This window comes from Echinicola rosea (assembly GCF_005281475.1).
GTDB classification, from domain to species: domain Bacteria; phylum Bacteroidota; class Bacteroidia; order Cytophagales; family Cyclobacteriaceae; genus Echinicola; species Echinicola rosea.
On record NZ_CP040106.1, the window covers coordinates 5,498,511 to 5,525,059 of the forward strand.

General features: G+C 44.2%; 13 protein-coding genes and 1 pseudogene. 1 reads left to right on the forward strand and 13 read right to left on the reverse strand.

Annotated elements, in window-relative coordinates:
- Positions 1-12 precede the first annotated feature (12 nt).
- The 8 genes from FDP09_RS21395 to FDP09_RS21430 form a co-directional block, all read right to left on the reverse strand.
- Positions 13-777: a creatininase family protein gene (locus FDP09_RS21395; protein ID WP_137404542.1), complete on the reverse strand. Its 765-nt coding sequence runs from the start codon at positions 775-777 to the stop codon at positions 13-15.
- Positions 778-847: 70 nt separating this feature from the next.
- The gene (locus tag FDP09_RS21400; RefSeq protein WP_137404543.1) at positions 848-2,026 is read right to left on the reverse strand and encodes an AGE family epimerase/isomerase; all 1,179 of its coding nucleotides are present in this window, start codon (positions 2,024-2,026) and stop codon (positions 848-850) included.
- A 47-nt stretch (positions 2,027-2,073) separates the two neighbouring features.
- Entirely contained in the window at positions 2,074-3,606 is a 1,533-nt protein-coding gene (locus FDP09_RS21405) for a sulfatase family protein (RefSeq protein WP_137404544.1), read from the reverse strand.
- Positions 3,603-5,144 carry a sialidase family protein gene (locus FDP09_RS21410; protein ID WP_229683314.1) on the reverse strand — a complete coding sequence of 514 codons (1,542 nt, stop codon included), beginning with the start codon at positions 5,142-5,144 and terminating at the stop codon, positions 3,603-3,605. Before FDP09_RS21410 ends, FDP09_RS21405 begins: the two co-directional genes overlap by 4 nt.
- A gap of 36 nt (positions 5,145-5,180) precedes the next feature.
- Entirely contained in the window at positions 5,181-7,892 is a 2,712-nt protein-coding gene (locus FDP09_RS21415; RefSeq protein ID WP_137404545.1) for a sodium:solute symporter family transporter, read from the reverse strand.
- A 38-nt stretch (positions 7,893-7,930) separates the two neighbouring features.
- A complete protein-coding gene (locus tag FDP09_RS21420; RefSeq protein WP_137404546.1) occupies positions 7,931-8,860 on the reverse strand; it encodes a dihydrodipicolinate synthase family protein in 930 nt (309 codons plus the stop codon).
- A gap of 50 nt (positions 8,861-8,910) precedes the next feature.
- Positions 8,911-10,404 (reverse strand): RagB/SusD family nutrient uptake outer membrane protein, encoded by a 1,494-nt coding sequence (locus FDP09_RS21425; protein ID WP_137404547.1) that lies wholly within the window; start codon positions 10,402-10,404, stop codon positions 8,911-8,913.
- A gap of 16 nt (positions 10,405-10,420) precedes the next feature.
- Positions 10,421-13,594 (reverse strand): SusC/RagA family TonB-linked outer membrane protein, encoded by a 3,174-nt coding sequence (locus FDP09_RS21430; RefSeq protein WP_137404548.1) that lies wholly within the window; start codon positions 13,592-13,594, stop codon positions 10,421-10,423.
- Between the two features lie 327 nt (positions 13,595-13,921).
- Between FDP09_RS21430 and FDP09_RS21435 the strand changes: the two genes are divergently transcribed.
- Entirely contained in the window at positions 13,922-18,091 is a 4,170-nt protein-coding gene (locus FDP09_RS21435) for a hybrid sensor histidine kinase/response regulator transcription factor (RefSeq protein WP_229683313.1), read from the forward strand.
- A 585-nt stretch (positions 18,092-18,676) separates the two neighbouring features.
- Here FDP09_RS21435 and FDP09_RS24080 read toward each other — a convergent pair.
- The 5 genes and pseudogenes from FDP09_RS24080 to FDP09_RS21465 all read right to left on the reverse strand — a co-directional run bounded on the left by FDP09_RS24080 (position 18,677) and on the right by FDP09_RS21465 (position 26,138).
- Positions 18,677-19,537: pseudogene (locus tag FDP09_RS24080) on the reverse strand (IS4 family transposase).
- A gap of 45 nt (positions 19,538-19,582) precedes the next feature.
- Positions 19,583-19,906, reverse strand: a complete 324-nt coding sequence (locus tag FDP09_RS21450; RefSeq protein ID WP_187328740.1) for a DUF4372 domain-containing protein — start codon at positions 19,904-19,906, stop codon at positions 19,583-19,585.
- Between the two features lie 308 nt (positions 19,907-20,214).
- Complete coding sequence (locus FDP09_RS21455; RefSeq protein WP_137404553.1) at positions 20,215-20,682, reverse strand: JAB domain-containing protein; 468 nt, start codon at positions 20,680-20,682, stop codon at positions 20,215-20,217.
- 344 nt (positions 20,683-21,026) lie between these two features.
- A complete protein-coding gene (locus FDP09_RS21460; protein WP_137404554.1) occupies positions 21,027-22,985 on the reverse strand; it encodes a sialate O-acetylesterase in 1,959 nt (652 codons plus the stop codon).
- A gap of 87 nt (positions 22,986-23,072) precedes the next feature.
- Entirely contained in the window at positions 23,073-26,138 is a 3,066-nt protein-coding gene (locus FDP09_RS21465) for a galactose-binding domain-containing protein (protein ID WP_222840306.1), read from the reverse strand.
- Positions 26,139-26,549: the final 411 nt, after the last annotated feature.

Sequence of the window (26,549 nt, forward strand, 5' to 3'; positions counted from 1 at the left end):
TTCCACTTGTTCTTATTGATAAATATCCATTGGGTTTACCTTATCCAATTCAGTCAGAAACTCCATGGTTCTATCGGTCAAAACATCCAAAAAACGTTCACCTTTCTTGGAAGAGGCCTTTTGCGGATTGCCAACTCCTGTATCTTCGCTTACTTTCCCCCAATTCCTGGGCGTCCATACCAACTTACTTTTCAGGCCTCCTAACTTAAATCCCGTCGTTTTCCCTTCACCTGCTTCTTCCAAGGGCAAAACCAGCTCTGGGTAGCAAAACTGCATGATGCTGGTTTCCATTTCCCCTGCATGGTCACCGGGCTCATCAAAATAATCTTCATTATTTAGTACTTTAAACCAGTCTATTACTCCAATAAAACAATGTTTAAATTGGATCTGAAGCTCCCTGATGATCGGTTTAAATTCATTGCCCCCGTGACTGTTGACAATGACCAATTTGTGAATTTTTTGACGATCCAGTGACCCAAGGATATCCTGCAATATAGCCAACTGGGTAGTTGGTCTCGTATGAATACAAAAAGGATAATCGATCTGCCCCGGATTTTGCACACCCAAAGGAATGGAGGGAAGTACCATACATTTGACCCCATTCCTTTGGGCCTTAGAGGCGGCCATTTCTGCAATTTTTTCAGATTGAAGGGTATCCGTCCCATAAGGTAAGTGATAGTTGTGCGGTTCTGTGGCTCCCCAGGGCAGTAGGGCAACTGTAAACTTTTCTTCCTTGACCGTTTTCCAATTGGATTGGTTCAATATGTATTTTTTCATTGTTTATTTGCTTTGATCAATGATCCCCACTACACCTATCGGCTAGCTTTTCTGACATGGCTAAAATGTCCTATTTATCTATCCCACTTTCCATGGTCTTCCAGACCTGATAAAGTGCCCGCGGAACGTGAAAACAGCCTTTCCATTTTCCTCCTTTGAGATCGAGCAGTACATCTCCACTTCTGTTCAAATACCCGAACCACTCCCCTTCTTTGGCATCATAAAAATTCCCCCAAGCATATTGGTGTACCTTTTCAAACCACTCCCAACATCGCTTGTTCCCGGTCATTCGGTATCCTTTTGCCAATGCCACCAGTGTTTCCAAATGTACCCACCAAAGCTTTTGGTCCCATTCCAGTTGCTGAGGGGGATGACCTTTATGATCCAAGAAATAAAATATCCCTCCGTACTCGTTGTCCCAGCCATTTTCCAGCTGCCTTATCATTACCGTTACGGCTTTGTCGGCAAGGGATTGGTCTCCCCGTCTTTTTGCTATATCCATCATAAACCACATAGCTTCTATAGCGTGCCCGGGATTGAGCAAACGGCCTTCAAAGCTGTCGGAATACCCATTGTTCAATGTCCTGTTTTCGAACATCAACAAAGAGTCCTGATCGAGAAAATTCACCATGACCTCTTGCACACAAGTGTCCAGAAGTCCTTCTACCAAACCATTATCCAGTAAGGGCTCCATTTCCAAACAGAGATTGCTAAGAATCATGGGCAAAGCAAAGTTCTTCAAGGGCCGGGTTCCGGGATAGGATTTGTTGTATCTTCCTTTAGGGTTTTCCTGACGATCCAAAATCCGTTGGAAAATACCCACGGCTTTGCTACCTAGTTCCTCATTTTGTGAAATCTGTCCATATTTCGCAAAGGCCATTGCCACGAAACAATCTGAGAAGATATTATATGGCTGTACCAATGGACTTCCCTTTTGTGTCAGGGAAAAGTAATAGTCACCGCTACGGTCACTACCATGTTTTGTTAGAAACTCGATACCAAGTCTGGACATGGCCAACCATTCCTCCCTTTTATCCACTTCTTGATAGAGTAGGCTAAACATCCAGGCTTGTCTTCCTTGGAGCCATACGAACTTATCGGTATCAAATACCTTCCCCTTTCTGTCCAAACAGGTAAAATAGCCCCCGTTTTCCCAGTCAGGGGAGTTTCGTTCCCAAAAGGGGATGACATTTTCCAAAAGTGCAGCCTTATACTGCTGGCTATAATCACGAATCTTATTTTGGTCCATGGTATGCGATGGTATATTTTCTTTATTAGGCAATCTATTTGATATGATTATTTAAAATACTGCAAGTACTTCCACCTAAAAGTGGAATCTTTAGCATAGGAGTGGTTAGGGAAATGCCTGTTCACTGAATCCACTTCGGCTACAAATCGATCTAAAATACCCTTGTCATAGAATGGATCATCAGTTTCTTGTTGCCACTTGACCAAGGCTCCAATCATTTCACCTTTTATGGAGACATATTGCGGATTGCCTATTAAGTTCCTGAACTCATATGGATCTTCCTGTAGGTCATAAAGCTCATATTCGGGTGGATTTTTCCATGTGGCGTAAGCTGCCCTGACCTCATCGGTGCCTTGCATAAGCTCTCCCTCCTCAGTCCCACCGTCAAAATGCCCATTTAAATGATCAGCATAAAATGAATACTTTGGGTTTTCTCTTGTATACAAAAGGTTATGGATCAGTTTATAGCGGTCGTTTCTTACACTTCTTCTCGGGTAAAAAAACAAAGAAGTAGCACCTGCACCTCCGGCAAAAACATACTCTCTCCACTTCCCTTCTGAGCCTTGGCCCAATAGTGGCAATAACGATCTCCCATCCAAGGAATCGGGGCATTTAGCTCCGGTAATATCCATGATAGTGGGGACAATATCGATGGAAGACACCAGCTCCTTCCGCATACCAACATGAGGATTTCGGGGTGGATAGCGAATGATCAATGGCACTCTCAGACCCGCTTCATAGTTAGAGCACTTTGCTCTAGAAAATTGGGGTCCATGATCTCCCATGTAAATCACCACTGTATTTTCCAATAACTTTTCCTCCTCCAGTTTCTTCAGCAACAATCCCACAGCGATATCCAGACGGGCCATGCTGTTATAGTAGTTTGCAGTGTACTCTCGTAATCTTCTACTGTCCACACCAATAAAGGGCAGCGTGCCAGTTACATCATCTGCATCCAAAGGCTGTGGAGGTAATCCATCCACTTGTTTTTGAAGTGGGAAATGGGCATCGGGAAAATTGACCATTAGAAAAAAAGGCTTTCCAGCATCCATTTGGATAAATTCCAAGGCACTTTCAGCGTATTTTTCCAATTGCACTTTTTCAAAATTGGCACCCTTGATGGCTCCGTAATCCCACTTGAAAGAAGTAGCAGGGTTCACATGCCGTTTACCGATAATCCCAGTACGGTATCCTACATCATGTAAATACCCCGGGAGGGTCTTCAATGAATCATACATCTGATAATGATGAGTGGCCAATCCAATCTGTCCATTTTGGTGAGGATATAATCCTGTAAACAGGGTCGAACGAGATGGACTACAGACCGAATAGGTAACAAATGCATTGTCAAACCTTACACCTGTTTCAGCAAGCTGGTCAATATTGGGTGTGGAAACATCCTGATTACCGTAACAACCTAGTTCAGGTCCATTATCCTCTGATACGACAAAAAGGACATTCATTTTTTCCTTTGCTCCGGATCCATTTTTCGCACCTTTATCACATGATGTCAGAAGCAGCACGGCCAATAACCAGCCCCATAGAAAAACACTATTTTCTATTTCAATGGCTTTTATCATGGGACCAAGTCGGTAATTGGTATGATCTGGTAGGTCATATGTGCCTGGCTGCTTTCGTACAGGATACCCAGATAATCCTCATCTATTACGGTTAGGCAGGAATAGCCCCATCCTTTCCCTTCATCCAGTAACAGTCCGCTAGACCAAGACACTCCTTCATCCTGACTGGATTTAATGGTCATATCATACCTACCGTCAGAGACAGCTGGATTGGAAAAAAACAAATGCGAAGCATCCATGGATTGCCTGTTTTCAGGATAAGTAATGAGACTTGCCATACAAACTGGCTCGACCAAGGCAGACCTGCTTGAGGGATGTTCCTGCCATGTTTTCCCAAGGTCCTTGGTGACGGCTACCGACCGTGCCCCACCCCTGTTGTCCCTCATGTTCAGCATCAGGCTTCCGTTATTGAGCTCGACCACTTGCGCCTCTGTAGTGTTTGACTTGGCTCCAGTACCGATATGCCATGTTTCCCCCTTGTCCTGACTGTAAATCACCGTACTATGAGGCATGTCATTTTCATCTTTAAACTGTCCAGCAAAGACCAATGTCCCATCCCTCATCGTAATACCTTTTCCTGGCCCGTTGAACATGAGTTTCCATTCCTTCTTTTTGAGCTGTGCAGTGATATTGATGGGAGCCGACCATGTTTTCCCATCATCTTTGCTCTTGACCATCACCAGCTGTCCAGTTTCATCTGGGGAAATCCCCTTACCCGAGCTGAGCCATGCTCTTTTCCCCGGTTTTCCATGTAGCCAAAGTGCGACCACATAGATCGTGTTGTCACTTGGATCCACCAGAATGGCGGGATCCCCAATCCCATTTTCCTTCTGGGGTTTTCCGCCCCACTCCTCCATATCCATGATGATTTTCATTGGCTCCCAGTTTTCCCCTCCATCAGTGCTCCTGCTCATTCCTACATCAATATCCTCCTGAAGATCCACCGAACTATTGTGCCGCACATCGTACACAGCGATCAAACTACCTTCAGTGGTGGTCGCCAATCCGGGAATCCTATAAGCCGCTATCCCATCATCGCCTGCAGTCCTTAGGCTGGTTGCCAAACGCATTGGCATCGAGTTGACTTGCTTTGAAAGAGCAGCATTGGACCTGGTAAACGTTATATCTTTTAAGCCAATTTGCAGCGTTTCTTTTAAAGATGCGTTTTCCTTGGGCTGAATGCCGAGCACCAATTTATGTGAACCAGGTGAAAAGGGCCTGTCCACATCAATCAATACTTTTTTACCTACCTTTACCAGCGCCGCTAGGGGTTGCCGTTTATCACCTGCGGCATTTTCCAATTCATGGATCGTTAGTGACTCCAAAATCTCTGCCCCCTCAATAGCCAATGACAATTCCTCCAGTACATCCCCTTCCTTTAGGGTAAATTCCATAGAAAGCACATCGTTATTTTGCCCTTTGATTACCGGATACGTGTGCTGGTTTACCGTTACCTGTACCTGGGCAGCAGTCCCGGTTGGCCGTGAAGTACAACTGCCCATCATGATCAATAAGCTTCCCAATAAGAATGCGTGCATTTTGTTGAATGTTATCATCTCCAATATTTTTCTTAATTAAGCTTTTTCCAATGTTTTATTTTCCTGTTCCCCCTTCTTATTCCCCAATGAATGGATCGTTAAGCCATCGATATCCCGCTTATCGGTAAAGAAGAAACTACCTATATAGGTCATCCCCATGGCACTTACCAGACCGGTCAGGGCATACAAGTGAATACTAAGGTCCGAACCGTATTTTACGGCCACCTGCACCAATGCACTGCACAATAGTCCAAGCAATGCGCCCTTCCCATTGACGCTATCCGACAGCATTCCGATCAGAAAGATGCCACCCAAGCCTCCAGCAAAAAGTCCTATGATCATATTGAACTGGTCCCAAAGTGACGGGAGTCCCAAACTGGCCATCACCAGAGCAAAACCTGTCCCAAAAACCCCAACAATAACGGTTACCCACCGGGCAAATCCCAGGGTGTTTTTACCGGTGGTATCTTTGGGAAACCACTTCTGGTAAAAATCTGTGGTCACCACTGTGGCCACCGAATTCATGCTACTGTCCAGACTGGACATCGCTGCCGCAAAAACTGCGGCAATCAACAACCCGGAAATACCTGTGGGGAGTTGGGTCACAATATAAAAGGGAAAAATACTATCGGTATTTTGGACTGCTGGGCTAAGCTCTGCAGGGTGCAATTTGTAAAACAGATAAAGTGCCGTCCCCATACTAAAGAAGATCAGGGCTGAGGGTAGTGCCATCAATGCACCAGTAGCAATCCCGTTAGCTGCCGCCTTCTCATCCTTGGTGGTCAAGTACCGTTGGACCACGGTCTGGTCACTGCCATACTGTACGATATTTGCCGCTATCCCCCCGATGAGTACTACCCAAAAGCTGGTACCCGTAAAATCCATCCGCATGTCAAAGATCTTTCCTTTTTGGTTTTCCATGACTATGGACATTAATTCGGCTGGACTTTCATGGATTTCATAAAAAACAAAACCTAGACATATCAATGCACCACCAAGGAGTACGACCACCTGGATCACATCCGTCCAGATCACTGCTTCGATGCCACCCAGGACGGTGTATACAATACTCAAAAGTCCCATGATCAAGATACACATAGAGACATCTATCCCAGTCACCACAGTCAGTGCCAGGGACGGAAGGAGTAATACGATTCCAAGTCTTCCCAGCTGAAGCCCCACATAGATCAAGCTACCGATCAGCCGTACCGATCGGTTATACCTCAATTCCAAATATTCGTAGGCTGTAGTGATATTCAACCTTCTAAAGAATGGCAGAAATACACCTATGATTATGGGAGCGACAATGATAATGGTCATCAATAAAAAAAACAGGGTCCAGTCTGTGGCAAAGGTCTTGGCCGGTATGGCCATAAAAGTAATCGCGCTAAGCTGAGTGCCGAATATACTGATGCCAGCCGCCCACCATGGAACCCTTCCACTAGCCTTAAAAAAGTCCTCAGTGGAATGCTGCTTTCCAGAAATCAAAACCCCCATCAATACCAAGGATCCCAAATAGAGTCCCAAAACGGTATAGTTGACCCAGCCAAAAGCGCCTTCTTTTTTGAATCCCACTCCATGGATGGATGCGGTCCGCACCCCCGGAGAGATCTCCCCTGATGGCAATATCACCTCCCCGCCCCATGGTACGGCCGTAGTAGTAACAGGGACCGTGAATGGAAGCCTGCCCATGGTATGCCAACTGTCCGTTATGGTATGATAGACCTGGATATCCCTGTCGAAGCCAGGATGGTTTTCCATCAAGATGTCCCGTTTTTGTATAAGCTCTTGCCGGGCCAAGGTATCTACAACCTCAGAAAGGGCTGCCGCATACCGCTCGAGTTCATTGAAGGTATCTCCACTGACACCACCATAAAACACGATTTGGCCTGCCCCCTGTGCTGCGGCAGTTCCTGCCGATAATGTAAGGGGGGTTCCTTGCTCGTCCTGTATACTGCTTATTTTTTTCCAACCCTCCTTTTGAGGGTCATAACAGAAGGCATCTGCATACAACTCACTTACACCAGTTTCCTGTAATCGCCGTCCACCAAATAAATAAAAACAATCGTTCATCCCATTGTTCTGGACAGCAGAAACGGCATGTGAACGTGGTTTTCCAGGCCATGACGGCAACCTCTCCCAACGCAGCTTATCTTGATCAAGATCCATACGGAAAAAAGCATCGGAAACCATCTCTCCTTCTCCACCTGCCAGGTACGCGCTAGCCCCTACTAACCCTCCAGTGGAATTGCTAAGGGCTAAGGGCAAATCAGGCAGGTATTGTAATTCCACTTGCCGTATTACGGGGTCCCACTTCAGTAGAAAAACTTTTTTGAATGTAGCGTTTTGGTTATTGCCACCGATGCACAAAAGCCCTTTTGGTGTGCTAATACTGGTACCATAGGCGACTGGAAAGGGCAACTTCAGGTCCAGTCCTTCTACCCAACGATATCCCCCAGGTGATTTTTCCAAAACGTAAACATGCTGTGAGAAGTGTTTCGTTCCTCCTTTCCACGGTGCTTTGTCTGGAAAATTGGCACCACCTGCCAAGATCAACACATCCTCGTGCACACCGGCAAACATGCCCGCATACCCTAAGGACACACTGTCTCCCACAGCTGCCGGCATGTCCGGTAGGGCCTCAAAGGTAAAACTCCCTAGATAGTTATCGAAAAGACCTTGTCCAAGGACGACTTTTCCGAAGAATGTAAAAAACAAGATACTGGCAATATAGGTTATAGCTCTCATGGATGGATGTTTAATTTACAATGGGAATTTGGCTTGTCCTATTGTCCCTGCTTTGCGTGACTACTCCACTGGAAAAAGCCCTGTTGATCGAGATCCTTTTCCAATTTCATATAATCATTCTTGTCCAGCTGTTGTACGGGATAGCGGAATTGGCCACAGTCAAGACCACATAGTTTCATAATAGCCTTTCCGCAGGCCGCACCACCATAATGAGCAAATAGGCTGATCAGGTCAATGGACTTTTCTTGCCAATGTCTGGCCGCTTCCATATCCTGCTTATGAAAAGCCTCTATAAGGTTCTGGTAAAGTGGTGCAGCATAATTATAGGTGCTGCCTACTGCCCCTTTTGCTCCCATGGACAACCCTGCCAGCATGGTCTCATCCCAACCCCAAAGAATATCATATTTACCAGCTTGGTAGCGCAGACATTTGTTAAACTCCATTAGGTCATTGTGCGTGTATTTGATCCCAGCAAAGTTGGGGATTCTTCTCCCCGCCTCTTCCAAAAAGTCCACCATTGGAAGTTCCACTTTGGAAAGCAAAGGGATATGGTAAAAATAAAATGCCTGATCGGGTGCCGCTGCGGCAATTGGCTCATAATAGTCCACCAATTGCTTCACCGAATTGGGCCGCATGTAATAAGGAGCCGTAAGCGCAATCCCGTATAGGCCTAACTCATGGGCCTTCTTTGCCAAAGAGACGGCTTCTTTCTGGTTGGTCCCTCCCAACATGGCCATCACTTTAAATTGGGGGGAGGAAAAAGGTGCCCATGCCTCAAACAACGATATTTTTTCGTCATGGGTCATGGCTGCACCTTCTCCAGTAGTGCCAGCAATAAAAACCCCTGCCATACGATTAGCACTTAAAGAGCGTGCGAGAATAGGGATTTTACGCTCATCAAGGGATCCGTTTTCGCAAAATGGTGTAAAAGTGGCCGCAATTAGGCCGTTTATTTTCTTGAACTTCATGGTTGCTTTTTTATGGACAGGAAGGCAGTTGCCTTCCTGTCCCCTAACAATTAATTTCCGTATCCTGGATTTTGGGTGATTTTAGAATTGAGACTTATGGTGTTCAACGAGATAGGCCATAAGGTCAAGTATTGCTCATTTTCTCTACCTTGGAGGGAGGGTACCAGCTCAAATTCCTTGTCAAACCTCACGAGATCCCACCACCTCTTTCCTTCAAAGGACAGTTCCAACAGCCGTTCCTCCAATATGGCCTCATCATTGGCAAGCTGCCCCATGTCCACAAAACGGTGATCTTCAAAGTCCTCTCCATAAGCCCTTAGCCTCACCTTATTCATCTCTTCTGATGGATCCATTCCCAAGGCATTTTTTGCCTCGGCGATCATTAACAACAAGTCCGCATAGCGGTACAATACCACATCATCTAAAAACCTACGTCCAGAAGGGTCGATATATCCCCTTAATTTGGTCACTATATTCGCATAGGGTTCCATTTGTCCATCTTCATTGGGAATGGAAATACTGAGGAAGGTGGCGTTTTTACGTTGGTCTCCATTGGTATAAGCTGAGGTGACCACTGGCGAAGGGCCCCAACGATTCAATCCACCACCTTGGCCAATTTGGTCAATAACTTCCGGGTCTGCCCCTGCCGGGATTTGGTCGTCCCTTATGTACATGCCACTGTTGTAGTTTGTCCCGGATTCCAGGTCCCTAAAATGCACGGCCATCAATATTTCATTGTTGCCTTTGTTATCATAACGGAAGATATCATCATAATTAGGCAGAAGGTCCAATTCAGCAATATCTGCCTCTTGGAGGGCCTCCAGCGCTGTCTGCAAATCGGTATTTCCACCGTCCAGCTGCTTGGCCGTCCAAAGGTAAACATCCCCCTTAAGGGCGTTTGCAGCGGGTTTGCTCCACGATACTTTTCCAGCAGCCAATGAATTATCTGGATAAAGTGATAAGGCCGTATTAAGGTCTTCCTTTACCTGCGCAAATACTGCGTCTACCGAGGAACGCTCCCTAAAAGTCGTTTCGGCATCATATCCTTCTGTTGGGCTGGTCACCAGTGGGATCCCTCCCCAGGTTTTGGCCATGGTAAAGTAGGCGAACGCCCGCATGGTATAGGCTTCTGCAAGCATTCTGTTTTTGTCTGCCTCATTGGTAAACCCAATTCCAGGGACATATTCGATCAGAAGATTAGCATCGTGCACCACGGTATACATCCGCAGCCAGTCTGGGCCGGCAAAATTGGGATCAACCGTATTTTCAAAATACCTTTCCAAGCCCTCGGAAGCCTGAAGTCCATAGGTCAACGTTCCGCTACGTCCCTCTCCCCAAGTAAAGAGGTTGCTGGCTGACTGGTCTCTAAAGCGCACGTACATCCCGTTAAGCGCACCCTTGGCGTTATCCTCTGTGGTCCAAAACCCGGCAACAGTGATTTCACTCGTTGGGGTAAGTTCCAAATTCCCCGTACATGAGACTACCGCCAAAAGAACGCCCAAGCATGCCGCTACTTGTATTAATTTATGCTTTATATTTTTCATGATTTTTCGTTTTGGGTTAAAAACTGACATTCACACCGAACAAAAAGCTTCGTGGAATGGGGTACCTTCCAGAATCCGTCCCACCTACTTCAGGGTTCAGGCCGGTATACTGGGTAAAATAATATAGATTGGACCCTGTCATATAAGTCCTTACATTCCCGATTTTCAGGGCATTCACCCACTTTTTTGGTAGGGTATAGCTCAATGTCAACTCCCTTATGGCCAAGTAATCTCCCTTCTCATAGTAGAAGGTATTGCCACGGAATGAATTGTTTTGTGCCAATTGGTCTGCCCAATAATACCGTGATATATCGGTCACATCTCCCTGTTGCTGCCAGGAAGTAGTCGTTTCCTCCAATATCCCTATATCTCCCTGATACTGACCGTTAAACCTTGCTCTCGTTTCATGGTAAATAGTATGACCCAGTGCAAAATCAGTACGAATGGTGAGCGAAAGCCCCTTGTAGTTAAAGGTATTGGTAAATCCGCCCGTCCATTTGGGATAGATATTTCCTGCATATACCCTGTCTCTACTATCGATAGAGTCATTTGCGTCCAAGTCTGCCCAATTCACATCCCCTCCAAATTTGCTTTTGTCTGTTCCCGGCACCAGTTCATCATAAGGTCCTTCTGCGGCCTCTTGGTCTGTTGCATACACACCAAGTTGTTGATAAGCAAACAAATCACCGATATAACCACCTTCCTGCAAGCCTCCTTTCCAAGTGTATTGGCCGGTCACTTGATCATATACCAAGACACCACCTATCCGATTGTTCTCGTTATCATTCTCTGGCAGCTCCACTACAGTATTAATGTTGTAGGAGGCGTTTGCAGAAACATTCCAGGCAAAATGCTGTTTTTGGATGATTGCTGCACCTACTTCCATTTCTACCCCCTCATTTCGTAGGGAACCCAAATTGGTCAGGATGCTGCTAAAGCCAGTAGACTGTGGCAGTTCCAAATTGGTCAAAAGATTATCTGTCAATCGGTTATAATAGTCAGCAATCAAGCTCACCCGGTCGTTGAACAATCCCAAATCCAACCCAATGTCAAATGTTCCTGATCGCTCCCATTGTAGGTCCTGATTGGCCATTCTGTTATTTTGGATCGCCGCTTGATCATTATACCTGTTCCCAACAGAATACAAGCCTTGGGCATGAAAATCTGACAGGTTACCGATGTTCCCGTTCACACCATAGGAAGCTCTTACCTTGAATGACGAAAATGTCTCTGGCATATTTGTCCAAAACGCTTCCCGGTGCAAGTTCCATCCGGCAGATATTCCCGGAAAAAATCCCCAATAATTATTGGATCCCAGATTGGATGCCCCATCGTAACGGGCGGTAAAGGAAAACAGGTATTTTTTGTCAAAATCATAATTGACCCTACCAAAATATCCAATAATGACCTGCTGGCTCAAAGAGCTATTCACTGCAGTTGGCTCTGCTGATGCATTTAGTGTTGGGATCAGGTCAGATGCAGCGCCCCTACCAGATGCGCTGGCCACATAGTTTTGTCTATCGTAGTATGACCCACCCAGCTTGAACTGGAAATTATGGAGTCCCAGCATTTTCTGATAGCTGAATACACCATCAAACTGTTTCTGCCAATAAGTGGAATTATAAGCCGAAGCATTCCGGGAGTCCACAAATTGCGTCGGACCATTGTAGTAAGATTTTTGGAAGCTATTTTCAGTCGTCTGTACATAATACAAAGAAGCCATTGGCTCAAAGGTAAAGTCCTTAAAAATCTCCCAATTGGCCCCTCCTGATAAAGTCATTCTGTGGGTGGCATTCAGTGCATCGACCCGACCAAGCTGGTACAGGGGATTTCCCATACTTCTATTCTGGCCAGGGGCTAGGGTTCCGTCCTCATAGTATAGTTTCGCAGTTGGAGGAAGTCCCAAGGCCCTTTGAAAAAGCTGGTTTTCACTATATACTTGACTATTGGAACTGGAGGTAAAATTCAACCTTCCATATACGCCCAATTTGTCGTTCACTTGGATGTCCCCATTCATACGGGTGGTAAATCGTTTGAAATCCGTATTGATGGCAACTCCTTCATTATCTAGATAGCCCACTCCTATATCATACCTTGCCTTTTCTGATCCCCCACTGACGTTTATATAGTGATTTTGGCTTACCGCTGTCCTAAAAAGTATATCCTGCCAATCAGTCTCCGAAAAAATGATGGTTTCATCGGGGTTGGCTGGATCTGGCATGGATTGCCAGCCCTCATTGATTTTGTATTCATTTTCGGAGTTGAGGTACTGTGGGGTAAATGCAGTGGTATTGGAAAGGTCGTTTCCTATACCAAACCCATTGGCCAAATCCAACCTAAAAAGGTGTTCAGGGTGTTTTTCGGAAGTAGCCAAGACACCTTTTCTGTTAAAATAGATATAGTCCCTTGCAGATGCCATATCATACTGGTTCCACATCTGCGAAGCACCGATATTGAACCGATAGGTAACCGATGTCTTGCCCACCTTTCCGGACTTGGTGGTGATGATTACTACTCCATTTGACCCTCTGGCTCCATAAATGGCCGTCGCTGCGGCATCCTTCAATACCTGCAGTGATTCTATATCATCAGGATTGATATCATTCATATTGCTCCTGATCACCCCGTCTATAATGTATAGTGGTTCGGCACCATTGGGGTTATTGATAGAGGTTCCTCCTCTAACAATGATCCTAGGAGCTGCTCCCGGCTGTCCAGTGGTGGTCTGTACCCTCACGCCTGACACCGTTCCTTTCAATGCCGAAGCCGCATTAGTAAAAGGAATATTCTCCAGTACCTTTTTGTCGAGCTTGGCCACAGAGGAAGTCAGTGTCTCGCGGGATTGCTCACCATATCCGATAACGACGATTTCGTCCAGTTGCTTGGAGTCTGTTTCCATACCAACATTAATATTGGATTCATTATCGATGGTGATATTTTTGGTGACATAGCCTATATAGCTAAATACCAGGACATCTCCCGTGTTGGCAGCGATGGAAAACCTTCCATCCAAATCCGTTACGGTACCTTGAGAGGTGCCGTCTATTAAAATATTCACTCCGGGGATCGTTTCCCCTGTGCTGATGTCCGAGACAATGCCTGTGATGTCTTTATCCTGGGCAGCAAGCCCTTCGGAAAAAAACACTAAAAGCAATATCAGACATGTTCTCAAGTAGTTTTTCCAGTACATATCTTTTTGGGTTATAGTGTGATGGTAAGTGTAATAGATAATGGAAGCTTTTGAAGTGGTAACTGTACAGTTGCTGATCGCTAACAATAGCTTACCTTACAAAGCTAGCAAGGGAAATTTTCAATTATGGGTATCAGGGATCCTGAAAAAGGGCACCAAAAGTCCGGTAAGGTGAAATATTGTACTTAAAAAGGGATAAAATCGTACGGGAAATAAATTTCCCTATCAGCATCCACTAAAATATCAGTGAAAAAAATTAGTTTAGAAAGTTCAATAACGTTTACAGATGATATGTTATATTGCCCTTGCATTTCAATATTCCTATTGATGTTGACATGCACAGCATTACTTGGCCAGGGCACTGGCCACCCTTTCTATAAATTTACCCATTTTACTTCGCAGGACGGTCTTCCCCAAAATTCCATTTTGGCCATTCTCCAGGATGACATGGGCTACCTATGGTTTGGAACCGATGATGGATTGGCCAGGTTTGATGGCTATCAATTCACGGTTTACAAACACCAATTCCAAAACCCAAACAGCCTCAACAACAACGTGATCAGGGGATTGGTCCAGGATAAAAACGGGTATATCTGGATCAGTACAGAAGGTGGGGGCATCAACATCTATGACCCTACTACCGCTTCCTTTTGTTCTGTGCGAAACAGTGAACTGATTGATTCAAAAAAAACAGGCTCTTTATTGATCGATCACCAGGGAAACATATGGGTCAGCACCTTGACGGATGGTATATATAAGGTCAATTTGCCGCATTCATCTAAACTTCATCACTTGGACCAGCTAGTGGACCAGCTCAAAGTCTCCCATTACACCAAAGACAATTCAAGGTTGGCTGACAACAATATTTGGCAGTTATTTCAGGACAGTAACCAGCAGATATGGATAGGTACTTATGACCATGGAGCCCAGCTAATCGACCCGGTAACAGGAACCTTTTCCTCCGTAGATATTGATCACCACGGGAGTAAGGTCAGGTCTGTAAAGGCGTTCTTTGAGGATAATGAAAAAAACCTATGGATAGGGACCGAAAATCACGGGGTTTTTATAAAACCTTCAGGTAGTGAATCGTTCCAACCTTTTAAAACCTCGTCTGGGCTGGAAGAGGAAAACATCACCAGCTTTTTACAAGACCAACAGGGCAATATCTGGATCGGAACCTTGGGAGGCGGCCTTTTTGTCTACGAAACTATAACTTCTACCGTCTTTCATTACGATGACAATCCCAGTGACAGCTACAGTTTGAACGGAAAATCGGTCTATACCATGCTGGAGGATGTAAATGGGAATTTGTGGATCGGTATGTATTCTGGTGAAGGGCTGAACAAAATCAACCCCTCTTCCCAGCACTTTGAGCATTATCGTCCACGGGCCAATGATAGGGGAAGTTTATCTGGAAAAATGGTCAAATCAATCCTTATCGATCATCAAGAAAACCTTTGGGTCGGAATGTTCAATGGAGGCTTAAATGTGAAAATGGATGACTCCAACAATTTTCATGAGGTTCCCCTTAACAAGAATACTGGACAGGGCTCCACCAATGTTCAGGTGATTTTTGAGGACAGTCACCGCCAACTATGGATAGGCACGGATGGCTCAGGGCTCTACCGATACTCGCCTTCTTTGCACAAAATAAAAGCATATCACCATGATATTCTTGATAGCACATCGCTAAGCAAGGATGAAATCTGGGCCATTGCCGAAGATGTAAACGGCAGCTTATGGATAGGCATGGCAAATGGAGGAGGACTGAACAGGTTTGACCCAAACACGGAGCAATTTGAACATTTCTTCCATCGTCCAAGCAACCCACGAACTCCAAGTTTCAACGATATCCGCACACTATTGGTGGATTCCAAAAACAGGCTTTGGATTGGCACCTATGGAGGGGGACTTAATCGATATGATTTTGAGACAGAAACTTTCGTGTATTATAAACACGACCCGTCCAATCCCCAAAGCATTAGCCATGATATTATCACTTCGCTACATGAAGACCAACACGGAGCCATATGGGTAGGTACCTTTGGAGGAGGGCTGAACCGATTGGATCCTGCTACAGGACATTTCATTCATTTTAGGGAAAAAGATGGACTTCCCAGTGATGTAATCAAAGCCGTATTGGAGGATGACAGCGGACAACTCTGGATCAGTACGGTAAAAGGGTTGTCTTCCTTTAATCCAGAAATGGGTACTTTTAAAAACTATACCGCCGAGGATGGTTTACAGTCGAATGAGTTCAATTTGGGATCTGCATTCAAATCAATCGATGGAAAAATGTATTTTGGCGGTACCAATGGCTTTAATGCCTTCCTTCCAGAACAAATAGGTCTCCCACAAAGCCCCAAAAAGCCTGTATTGACCAAACTCCGCGTACTTAACCGTTTGGTCCATCCTGGCGATACGTTGGAGCAAAGTGTATTGCTTGTCAATAGTATTAGTTACACGGATGAGCTGACCCTCTACGATGACCATAACAGTTTTGAACTGGAATTCAGTGGCATGGAATTTAACCAACAGGAAAAAATCGGATACGCCTACATGCTGGAGGGATTCGATAAAGATTGGGTGCACACCGATGCCTCTAGGCGCTATGCTGCTTATTCCAACCTGTTGCCCGGTAACTATAACTTCAAGGTAAAGAGCACATCTGAAAATGGTCTTCAAAGCTCAGAGGAACGCACGTTACGCCTGTCAGTACTACCTCCTTGGTACAAAAGCACCATTGCCTTTTGGGTATATATTGTCCTTTTTCTCCTAATTGCCTATTTCGTCAAATCTATCATTAGTTTCCGGATCAAGATGAAAAACGACCTTCGCTTTGAACGCCTTGAAAACCAAAAACAGGAAGAGATCAACCAACTAAAACTGAGGTTTTTTACCAATATCTCCCACGAGCTTAGGACGCCGTTAATGCTTATCAAGCTGCCCCTTGAGCAGCTTATCCGTCAAAAAGATCTCTCCCATCAAATCCATCAGCAATTAAACTCGATCCATAACAATGCCTCTCGCTTACTCAGGCTTATCAATCAGCTATTGGAATTCAGGAAACAGGAAACTGGGCATCTAAAACTGGAGGTCCAGGAAAACGACCCCGTTTGTTTTGTCAAAAGTGTTTTTGCCTCCTTTGAAGCCCTGGCGAAAAAACGGAACATCGATTTTAGATTAATTATGGACGGTCACTTGCCCAAAAAAATCTGGTTTGACCTTGACCAAATGGAAAAAGTGGCCTACAATCTCTGTTACAATGCCTTCAAGTTTACACCGAATGGTGGAAAAATATCCGTTCAGGTTAAAAACCGTTGCATAACTGAAGGCAACACCGATATTGAAGGAATAGAAATCATTGTTGAAGATAATGGCAAGGGCATTCCTTTGGAATACCAAGACCGTATATTTGAACGTTTTTTCCAAATTGAAGACACCCATCGCAACATCACAGCAGGTACCGGTATAGGTTTATCGTTGAGCAAGAACATTGTCGAATTTCACCATGGAAAAATCAGCATGTCCAGTATTCCTGATGTCCATACTGTTTTTTCAGTATTTCTAAGAAGGGGTATGGAGCACTTTAAACCTCATGAAATAAGGCCCGTTCCCACCACAGGAAGATCAGAAAGGCCTACATTGGAAAAGGAGCTGTCCACGTTGGATTTACATATGCTCGCCTCCTTTAATTCAAAAAACGATAATACTTCCGTAGATGCGGCACTAAAGACCAAGAAGTTATTATTGGTGGAGGACAATGAAGAGCTTCTTTCCCTTATGAAGTCTGCTTTAAAGGACCATTTCCAAATCCTAACTGCCTCCAATGGGAAGGAGGGTCTTCAAGTGGCTACTTCGCGTTTGCCTGATATCATTATTTCAGATGTAATGATGCCTGAGATGGACGGTGTGGAATTGTGTTCTTTATTAAAAAAAGAAATTAAAACAAGCCATATTCCTGTTTTGCTCTTGACTGCCCGAAGTAATCACGACTACCAACGTGAAGGCTATTCATCTGGGGCAGATGATTATTTGAGCAAACCATTTCCCTTGGACCTTTTGATTGCCAAAATACGGAACCTGCTCCACACCCGAGAAAAGTTCAAGGAAGCTTTTAAATTAAAGCCTGAAATCATGCCTTCCGAGATATCCATCAGTCCAGCCGATACAGCATTGCTGGAAAAAGCCATCCAGATTGCCGAGAAACATATGGACAATCCAGATTTTGATATTACAATGTTTGTCCAAGAAATGGGTATGAGCAGGACTGTGTTGTTTGACAAATTAAAAGCCACCACCGATCATACTCCAAATGAGTTCATCCAGACCCTTAGACTAAAAAGAGCCGCACAGTTGCTCCTACAAAGTGAATATAAAATCTCAGAGATTAGCTATATGGTCGGTTTCAATAATCCCAAGTACTTCAGCAAATGCTTCCATAAGCAATTTGGATGTAGCCCAAAACAGTATTCCAAATCAAAATTTGAAGGTTAGAATTGAATATTCAAAAAACGCCAAGATATAGTCTGCGCAATTTACCCGTTAAAGTTATAAAGAACAATACACATGTTATCCCGTTTGGATTGGAAGGCCAACTATTCGGTCAATTTATTAGCATGGACATACAAATCGCAATAATATAAACGGTTTTCTATTTGATTATCTTGAACATGAACATAAAACAAAATCTTTCATATTCCTGATGAATAGCATAAATATCTCTAATATACCCCACAAACTTGTTCTTGAGCAATCCCGTCAAATAGGCTCCCATAGATTTTGTAATGAACAATTTCTAGCGTTTCAACAAAAGCTGCTTGGCACCTACTTTACCATATATTCGGTGGACTCTGAAATGCCTATGCGCTTGAAATCATGGATATAGAGTATTTGCCAATTTTATTGAAAGCTTTGATATCCTCTCATTGAAAGGTGTTTTGTGCATGCAGCATCATCAATGGACATGGATCAGGAATTTCATGATATCAATTACTGTCGTCCGAGTAAATTACAAAGATGAATATTATACCCTCCAATTTTGATTTGGAAGGCTTTTTTATTGCGAGTCAAAAAGTACCCCTACCCGGAAAGGAGCAGTTCGGTTTGTAAATTATGAAGGTCTTTTTGAAATATACTTTTAAAGTAAGCCTCCGAATAAAACAGAAACTTTTCCAGGTTTATATAAGAGGATAGGTTTTTTGCTGCCACCATCACCATGGTGGAGAAATCCTCGGCTTCTATTATCCGTTTATGCAGGACTGTAAACAGCAGGTTGAGGATCAATGCTGTCCAGATCTGGATTTTGATTCCGTTCTCGGTGTCCGACAAAAAGTATTTGAGCTCAAAATTCTGCTTTATTTGCTTGAAAAGCACTTCTACGACCCATCTGTTCCTATAAAGCAGGGCGATGGTCAATGCGTCCAATCCTTTCAGGTTGGTGATAAACTCCAGTATTTCACCACTTTCGGTATCGGTGTAAAGCACTAACCTTGCCTCAACTGTCCAGGAAACACCTTTCTCCCTGTAGTTCAGCTAAATAAGCTGATCGCTTATAATGTCCTTGGCGTGGGAACAGTCAAGGTCCATGGTTACTTCATATCGGGCATTGTGCTTTTTCCTGGTTACAAAATAGGGGTCTGAACTGTCCCACCTTTCAAAACTTGAGTAGCGGTTGTACCCTTTGTCAAAAACTGCTATGCCGTGTTCGGGGAGCTCCATGACCTTCAGGAACATGTTTTCATTGGTGGTTGCAGAACGGATAATAATGTAGTTTGGGACACCTTCTGCCAGGTTTAGCTTGGCAAATACCTTTGCCCCTCCTTTTTTCTTCCCGGTCAGGGGCTTTCTACCGGCACCTTTCATGATTTCCTTGAAAAGGGTGACGGTGGTGGAATCAAAAAACTTGACCCTGCTTGAATCGACCTTACCGCCAATATACAGCCAGTTGCTGCCAAGGACTGGGCTATAGTATAGTAGAAGCTGCCCTTACAGCTGCTCTAAAACCTTATGGCTACGCTTACGGTTGGTATCTGAAAGGGTGCTTCTGGCAGGAAGCTGATTCATTCCAAAAGGGATCAGTTTGGTGATGATCAGGGCAATATTCTTACAGACCTCTCTCAGGCTGCTGTTTTTGGTCAAGACTGCATAGAACATACAGATGAAATGGTCCTTTGTCCTGGGTCTCTTGTAATATCGGTCTGAGTCTTCCTGCAAAACAACCTGGTCAAAAACTCCTTGGGGGATCAGCGTTAAAAGTAGTTGCGCAATGATGGGATGCCCGGACAAAAATTGATGCTTAACTTGCTTCATATTGTTATTTCTTGGTCGAAACAACAATAGAAAATAGATGGGACAGCTACAAAAGGGCTTCCCGTCTTTCATTTTTGTACTATTCTATGAACCAATTTTTTAACCTGTTCCAGTTCTCGGACTAAAGTAGATATCAATAGAAACAAAATTCCATATAACTGGATTAAAACCGGGAAAATTAATTTTAGCATTAATTTAACTACCCCATTGCTATACTCGTTCCAAGCTTATACAATTCACGATGTTCCCAATAATATTTTATTTGGATATCTCATAATTAACCACTGCACCCCGTAAAAAAAAGAGCCCTAAAGCCCTCCCATATCAGCAAATGAATAGTACCCTTCTGCGGTCAATATGATATGGTCCATAACCGGCAAATCCAACAATTTACCAGCCTTGACCATTTTCTCGGTAAGGCGGTTGTCCTGGTCACTGGGGCGAAAGGTTCCGGAAGGATGGTTGTGGGCAAGGATGATTCCCGATGCCGACGCCTTCATGGCCGCTGCAAAGATCACTTTCAGGTCCACCACGGTACCGCAGGTTCCACCGGACGAGGCGTTGACAATGCCCAGCACACGGTTTGCCCTGTTGAGCAATATCACCTTGAACTCTTCGATGAATTCCAATTTGGATTCGTCCCAATTGGCCCTGAGCACTTTGGCTGCACTTTGGGAGGAAACAATCTGCGGCTTATCTGACATCTTGGAATTGGGGCGGTAGCTTAAGGTAATTTCGGCTACTTGGCTGAGGACGGTGTTCTTGTTGGTATCCATAACATTTCATTTTAAGGTTAGAAATTAATTATGGAAGGCCTACAGCTTGAGGGCAAACAAGGCCAAGTGGCAACGGAATAAAGGAGGGGACAGCGGGAAGTCCTGTGTTTATGCCGTAAGCTCATGGCCGCCCCTGCAGGCCGAAAGCTAACTTTGTGGAGTGATTAGGTATTACACCCCTAATGGTTGATTTGGTGAGTTCACTGATCAATATCCCTAAAAAATTTGGACAGTACCAATCGACCCTTCCCGTTATTTGAAAAAAATTTCGGGGAAGTTATAAAGCCCTACCCCAAAATAGCCCATATCAATTCCATATAAAAACTACAGTATTATTCTCTTTATTAATGTCCATCTGGCAAATTTCCCGCCGTAATTCCCTTCCAATCATCTGACCTAAAAGGAGAGGCCAAAAGCCCATCACTGTTGACCAAATTTATCTCAATGGGATTATTTGCCCACCCATACCGAACCGCAACAGGATTTTCTACTTGGTCACTCCAAACGATCACCTTTTCTCCCGATATATAGGCCTGGGCCCAAACAAACTCCTTATCCTCTCCCGCCACTGCAAAGCCCTTTACATAACCATATTTACTACCATCCTGTGTAGAAAGCCCACTTCCTATGTGAGTGAAGCTAAGTACCATTTGGTTTCCTTGCCTCTCCATTTTTTCAAAAACCGGCCCACTAGCCAGGACATCTTTCCCATAGGCAACATGCAATGCAGAATGTGCCAAACGGATCCCTACGTCTTTCTTATTCCTGGGATGAATATCATTGGCCTCACCTATATCAGTTATTACAGCCTGACCGGTTTTGGGTAAAGCAAGTGCCATGTTCTGCGCTTCCCTTAGCTCTGCCCATTCGCTTTCAGACGGTACTACTTCGACCGCCATAAAACTGGCCAATTGCACCCATAAAAAAGGAAACTCATCTCCCCATTGACCTCTCCAATCTTGGATCATATTGGGAAACAACTTCCGGTATCTATACGCTTCTCCAGCGTTGTTTTCACCTTGGTACCAAATCACCCCTTTTATTCCAAAACCTACCAAAGGGTGTATCATGCCATTGTACAACAATGAGGCAAATGAGTTTGGTCCTGTTCCCCATTTTGAAAACCCATATCCTGAACTGGTCACCGAGGGCTTATAGTCCCATTCTCCTGCCAATGGATAATTTTTATCACCAACTTTCAGATAGACATCTTCCGGTTCCCCATTGATACCTCCCACGGAAGAATTGTCTTTCACACTCACCATAATGGTATTTTCACCTGCTCTTAAAATACCGGGAGCAATTTTATAATTTCTGTTCGCCATCCAAAAATCAGTCGCTCCCACCTTTGTTCCGTTTACCCACGTGATGTCTGCATCATCTATTGGCCCAAGGTTGAGCTCTCCGGGCATTCCTTCTGTCCCTTTTGGCAGTTCCACTTTCTTGCGGAACCAAATGATCCCATCCTCATCTTTGAATTCCCCATCCCAACTTTTGGGAACCCTCATTTTTTTCCAGCCTTTCAGCTTGGTCTCCGGGTCATACCATTTCTCTTTTATGGCCGGATCGTTTTCAAGGGATTGCTTAAACTGATCAAGATCTTCAGTAGCATAGCCCAATGCTTTTTCTACTGACTGCCCAGCATATTTAGCATATTCCTCATTGTTCATGGATGCTTTCCAGCTTGTCCAAGTCTCTATATCTGTCCCTCCCCAAGACGAGTTGATCAGTCCAATTGGAACATCCAAATCTGCCTGCAATTTTTTCCCAAAAAAATAACCGACCGCAGAAAAGTTGGCGGTGGTCGCTGGTCCGCATTCTTGCCAACTACTTTCTTCTATATCATATGTTTCACTGGTTTGAATGGTTTTGGGCACATTCAACAACCTAATATTTGAATTTTTGGATTGCCGGATTTCCTCCTTCCCAGTAAGATCACCATTTAAGCCAAACTCCATATTGGACTGCCCGCTACATAGCCATACATCCCCGATCAATATATTTTTGAGTACAATATTGTTCCGATTTCCTTTAATGGACATTTCAAAAGGTCCGCCATAAACCATTGCTGGCAAGGAAACACGCCACATCCCGTCCTTTCCAGTTACTACTTGCCTTTCTACCCCATTGAAACGGACGGTCACCTTCTCTTTCGGACTGGCTTTTCCCCAGATTTTTATGGCCTTATCGCGCTGCAACACCATATTGTCCGAAAAGAAATGAGGCAAACTGACCGTTGCATGAGCCAGCATCGTAACAAATAAAAATCCGATGGCCAATAAGGGTTTAAGGTAATTTTTCATGATAAGGTAAATTAATACTATACTTAATTGGAATCATTTTCGCACTATTTCCTGAAGAAGCTCATTCTTAGAAAGGTAATAGCAAGATTAAAAGGCAATCGAAAGCTTATTTTCTTCTTCGTGCCCATATTGTTTCAGCAATAAATCCACCCCTCCTTCCAAAAGCTCCTCATCTGCTTCAAAAGAAATCTTTCGCTCTTCACCAGGCATCAGTGTAAAATAATTTTCAGACATGATCACCGGCAGTACGCGTTCCTTGCTGATACTATTCACCAATCTCAACCGGTTCCCAAAAGCTACGGTTTCGGAAGTGTTTAGTATGGAAACCCAAAACTGCTTCCCATTTCTTTCCTCCAACTTACACGTTAGGTGAGCTGAAGGCAAGGTATTCAGCCCGGTATAATCCAGGTCTTTGACTCCATTCCTCCAATAGAAATTTTCGGACAATTTGTTTCCTTGGGAACCGGCCAGCTCCAACTTAATAAAATGAAGCGGTGAAAGCTCATTTTTATTGCCATGCTCCCCATAGACTTCTATTTCATAAAGAGAGTAACCAAATTCTGTAGCCCTTTTGACACCGTTCACACGCACATATCGTGCTGTTATGGGCTTTAAGGAGATATTTTCCGTTCCTCCCGTTCCCTCATTCGTTTGGTAAACGGTTTCCCAACTGACCGCATCATTGGAGACCAGTATCTCATAGGCTTTGGCATAGGCTTTCTCCCACTTCAGCAGCACATTTTCGACCAGCACTTCTTTTCCAAGGTCCACATACATCCACTGCTCGTCACCAAAAGCACTTTCCCATCGGCTCCCTGCTCCACCATCCACTGCCAAGGCTACTGTTTCATTCCCTGAAGAAGCCACTGCTTTTTTCCCATTCGCCATATTTCCAGGGTTGAAATTGAGCGTAAAGGCTTCTGCTATATTACTGGATGATACATCCACTTGGGCTTCTTTTCCAAACTCGGGCAACACCTTTCCTTCAAGGTTATAAACAGTGGCTTTCACTGTTGCCCCCTTGAGGTCTTTTGAGGTTGTATTAATGGCTTTGACGCTGTTGCTGGAAGAGTTCCACTGGACATGTAGAGGTTCACTGGCCATTTTGGCTCCCCAATAGGCACCCGTGGCATCATAGTAATAATCATAGGTTTGCCACACAAAGGAAGGATAGGCTGACTGGCTCATCCAGATCAAAAGGCCAGAGGCATCCTGCCACATTTTATCGTTCCAAGCCTCGTACATACCCTTCATCACCTCTATATTTAAATATTGTGCTTTTTCAGCAAATTCTTCCAAACTGGAAGATGCTCCAAACTGTTGGTTAACGGCAGTTTTATAATTTACCGGATTGGCATTGGAGGCTTCCTTGCCAAAGAAATGCTTGTTCCATACATTGTCATCATCTTCTTTTAGCTGCTCATCAGTAGGCAATGGCCACAGTTTGTCCTCTGGGATAAATAGTCGGATACTTTCATAATTGGGGAAAGTGGCAGTACCGATTTCCGTTCTGAGCCCATACCCACGGTCAGGGCCATAGGGATAGGCCGGATCGTTCCAGGCAAGGTTACTGCCGGAAGTTTCAAAATGATGCTTTGGAGGTTGATTGCCCCACCATCCACTTCCTGACAGTCCGTCCTGATTGGAACTGGACTTGTACATCCTATCGTTATGGTCTTCCTGCGCCACGATGGTCCTCAGGTAGTTGTCCAATTCCGGCTTGGGATGGGTTTCATTTGCTCCACACCATAGGGCGATGCTTGGGTGGTTTCTTAGCCGCTTTACTTTGTCCAAGGCGTTTGCTTTAAAATCCTCATCATTGGCTACATCGTTATAGGCTACATATAGCCAAAAATCATCCCAGACCATAATTCCATGCTTGTCACAATAGGCATAAAACTCATCATCGGTCACACAGCCGGTCCATAAACGAATCATATTATAGTTCATGTCCTTGTGCAGTTTGATCTTGGTTTCATACTCCTCGCCATGGCAGCGCAAAAGATATTCACTCATTCCCCAGTTTCCTCCTTTTAAAAACAGTTTTTGCCCGTTAATATAGAAGGTCATCACTGGCCATCCTGCGGCATTTTTTTCAAACCTGTAATCATAGTCCTTTATCCCAAAAGTAATTTCTTTCTGATCGGAAATAACACCATCAACACTACAGGTCAGCTCACATGTGTACAGATTGGGCTCACCATAGCCATTTGGCCACCACAGTTTGGGATTATTGATTATCAATTCGGAAAAATCTTTTTTATCAATATGGATTTTCGAGGCAGCCCCAGGTTGTAGATCAATTTTCTTGGAGAATTGAATATTCCCTGGTTGAATGACACCCGAAATGTTGACTTCCCTTTTTGATGGGGAAGTATTTTTCAATGCCGAAGAAATGAAAAGATATGCTATGTCATTGGACTCCAACTGTGACCTAATCCAAGGATCTTCCATGGTCACGTCACCGGTTATTTTAAGATAGACATCACCGGTAATACCTGCTAATCTCCCTGGAACATAGGGCATCCAATCCCATCCAGCTGCAGACAGATAAGTGGGACTGGCTGTTACGCCAAAACCTTCCTTGGACTCCCGTCTCTTTTTCTGGTCCGCATCTGTAATCAGTACGGCAATGGCATTTGGCCCGGTCCTATTCACCAAATCGGTCACATCATATTTGGTCCGTAACATTTGACCGCTGACATCTTTGGTCGATGTCTGGGTTCCTGATAGTTTGGTGCCATTGAAATAAAAATCTGCATATCGGTTGGTATTATCAAAATGCAACCAAACCCGTTTCCCTTCTTGATAATCTCCTGGAAGGTTGAATTCGGTCCGGTACCAAAAAGGTCGGTTATATAATGCTTCATCCACTTGGTAAATATTATCCGAAAAATTGGGGTCCTTCTCCAATCCTGCTTCTACATAGGAGGTGAAAATGACTCCGGGAACCAAGCCTTTTACGTTATCCTCCATGCTATGGCCCGGAAGTGACAATTCAAATCCGGAAGCCACCTCTTCCTCTTGAGCTTTGATCTCCCATTTTATTTTTGGATTCGTACTGTTTAGGGACATCCTTGAAGTTTGGGCATAGGTACTATAACAACACAGTAAAGTACAGCAAAGCCACCATGTAATTTTCAGCTTTTTCATTATTGCTATTTGGTATTTATGGATTTATTATTTTTTAAATTTTCTTGTTCAATGATGTCAATCCTACCGGTATTTTGTGTCCTAATGATGACCCACCGTTAGTTAAACGATTTAGCTTTTTAGTGAAAAAAAATCAAGTATCACAGCTTCCCACAATAACTTGATCCAAATTATTCCATTCAAACTAAAGTTGCTCTCGGTCACTTTATAACTTCTAACAAATTGAGCACATCCTGCCATATATGCCATTGATTACTGAACTATCAGGCAAAGACACCTTTTACTCACTCACCTAGCATACCTGATCTGTTATGGCCCATACTATTATTCACCTTAGTCTTGGGCCGATCGATCCATAGATTAAACGTTTTAGCAATGTAATAAAAAGATTTGGAAATTTAATTATTGGAA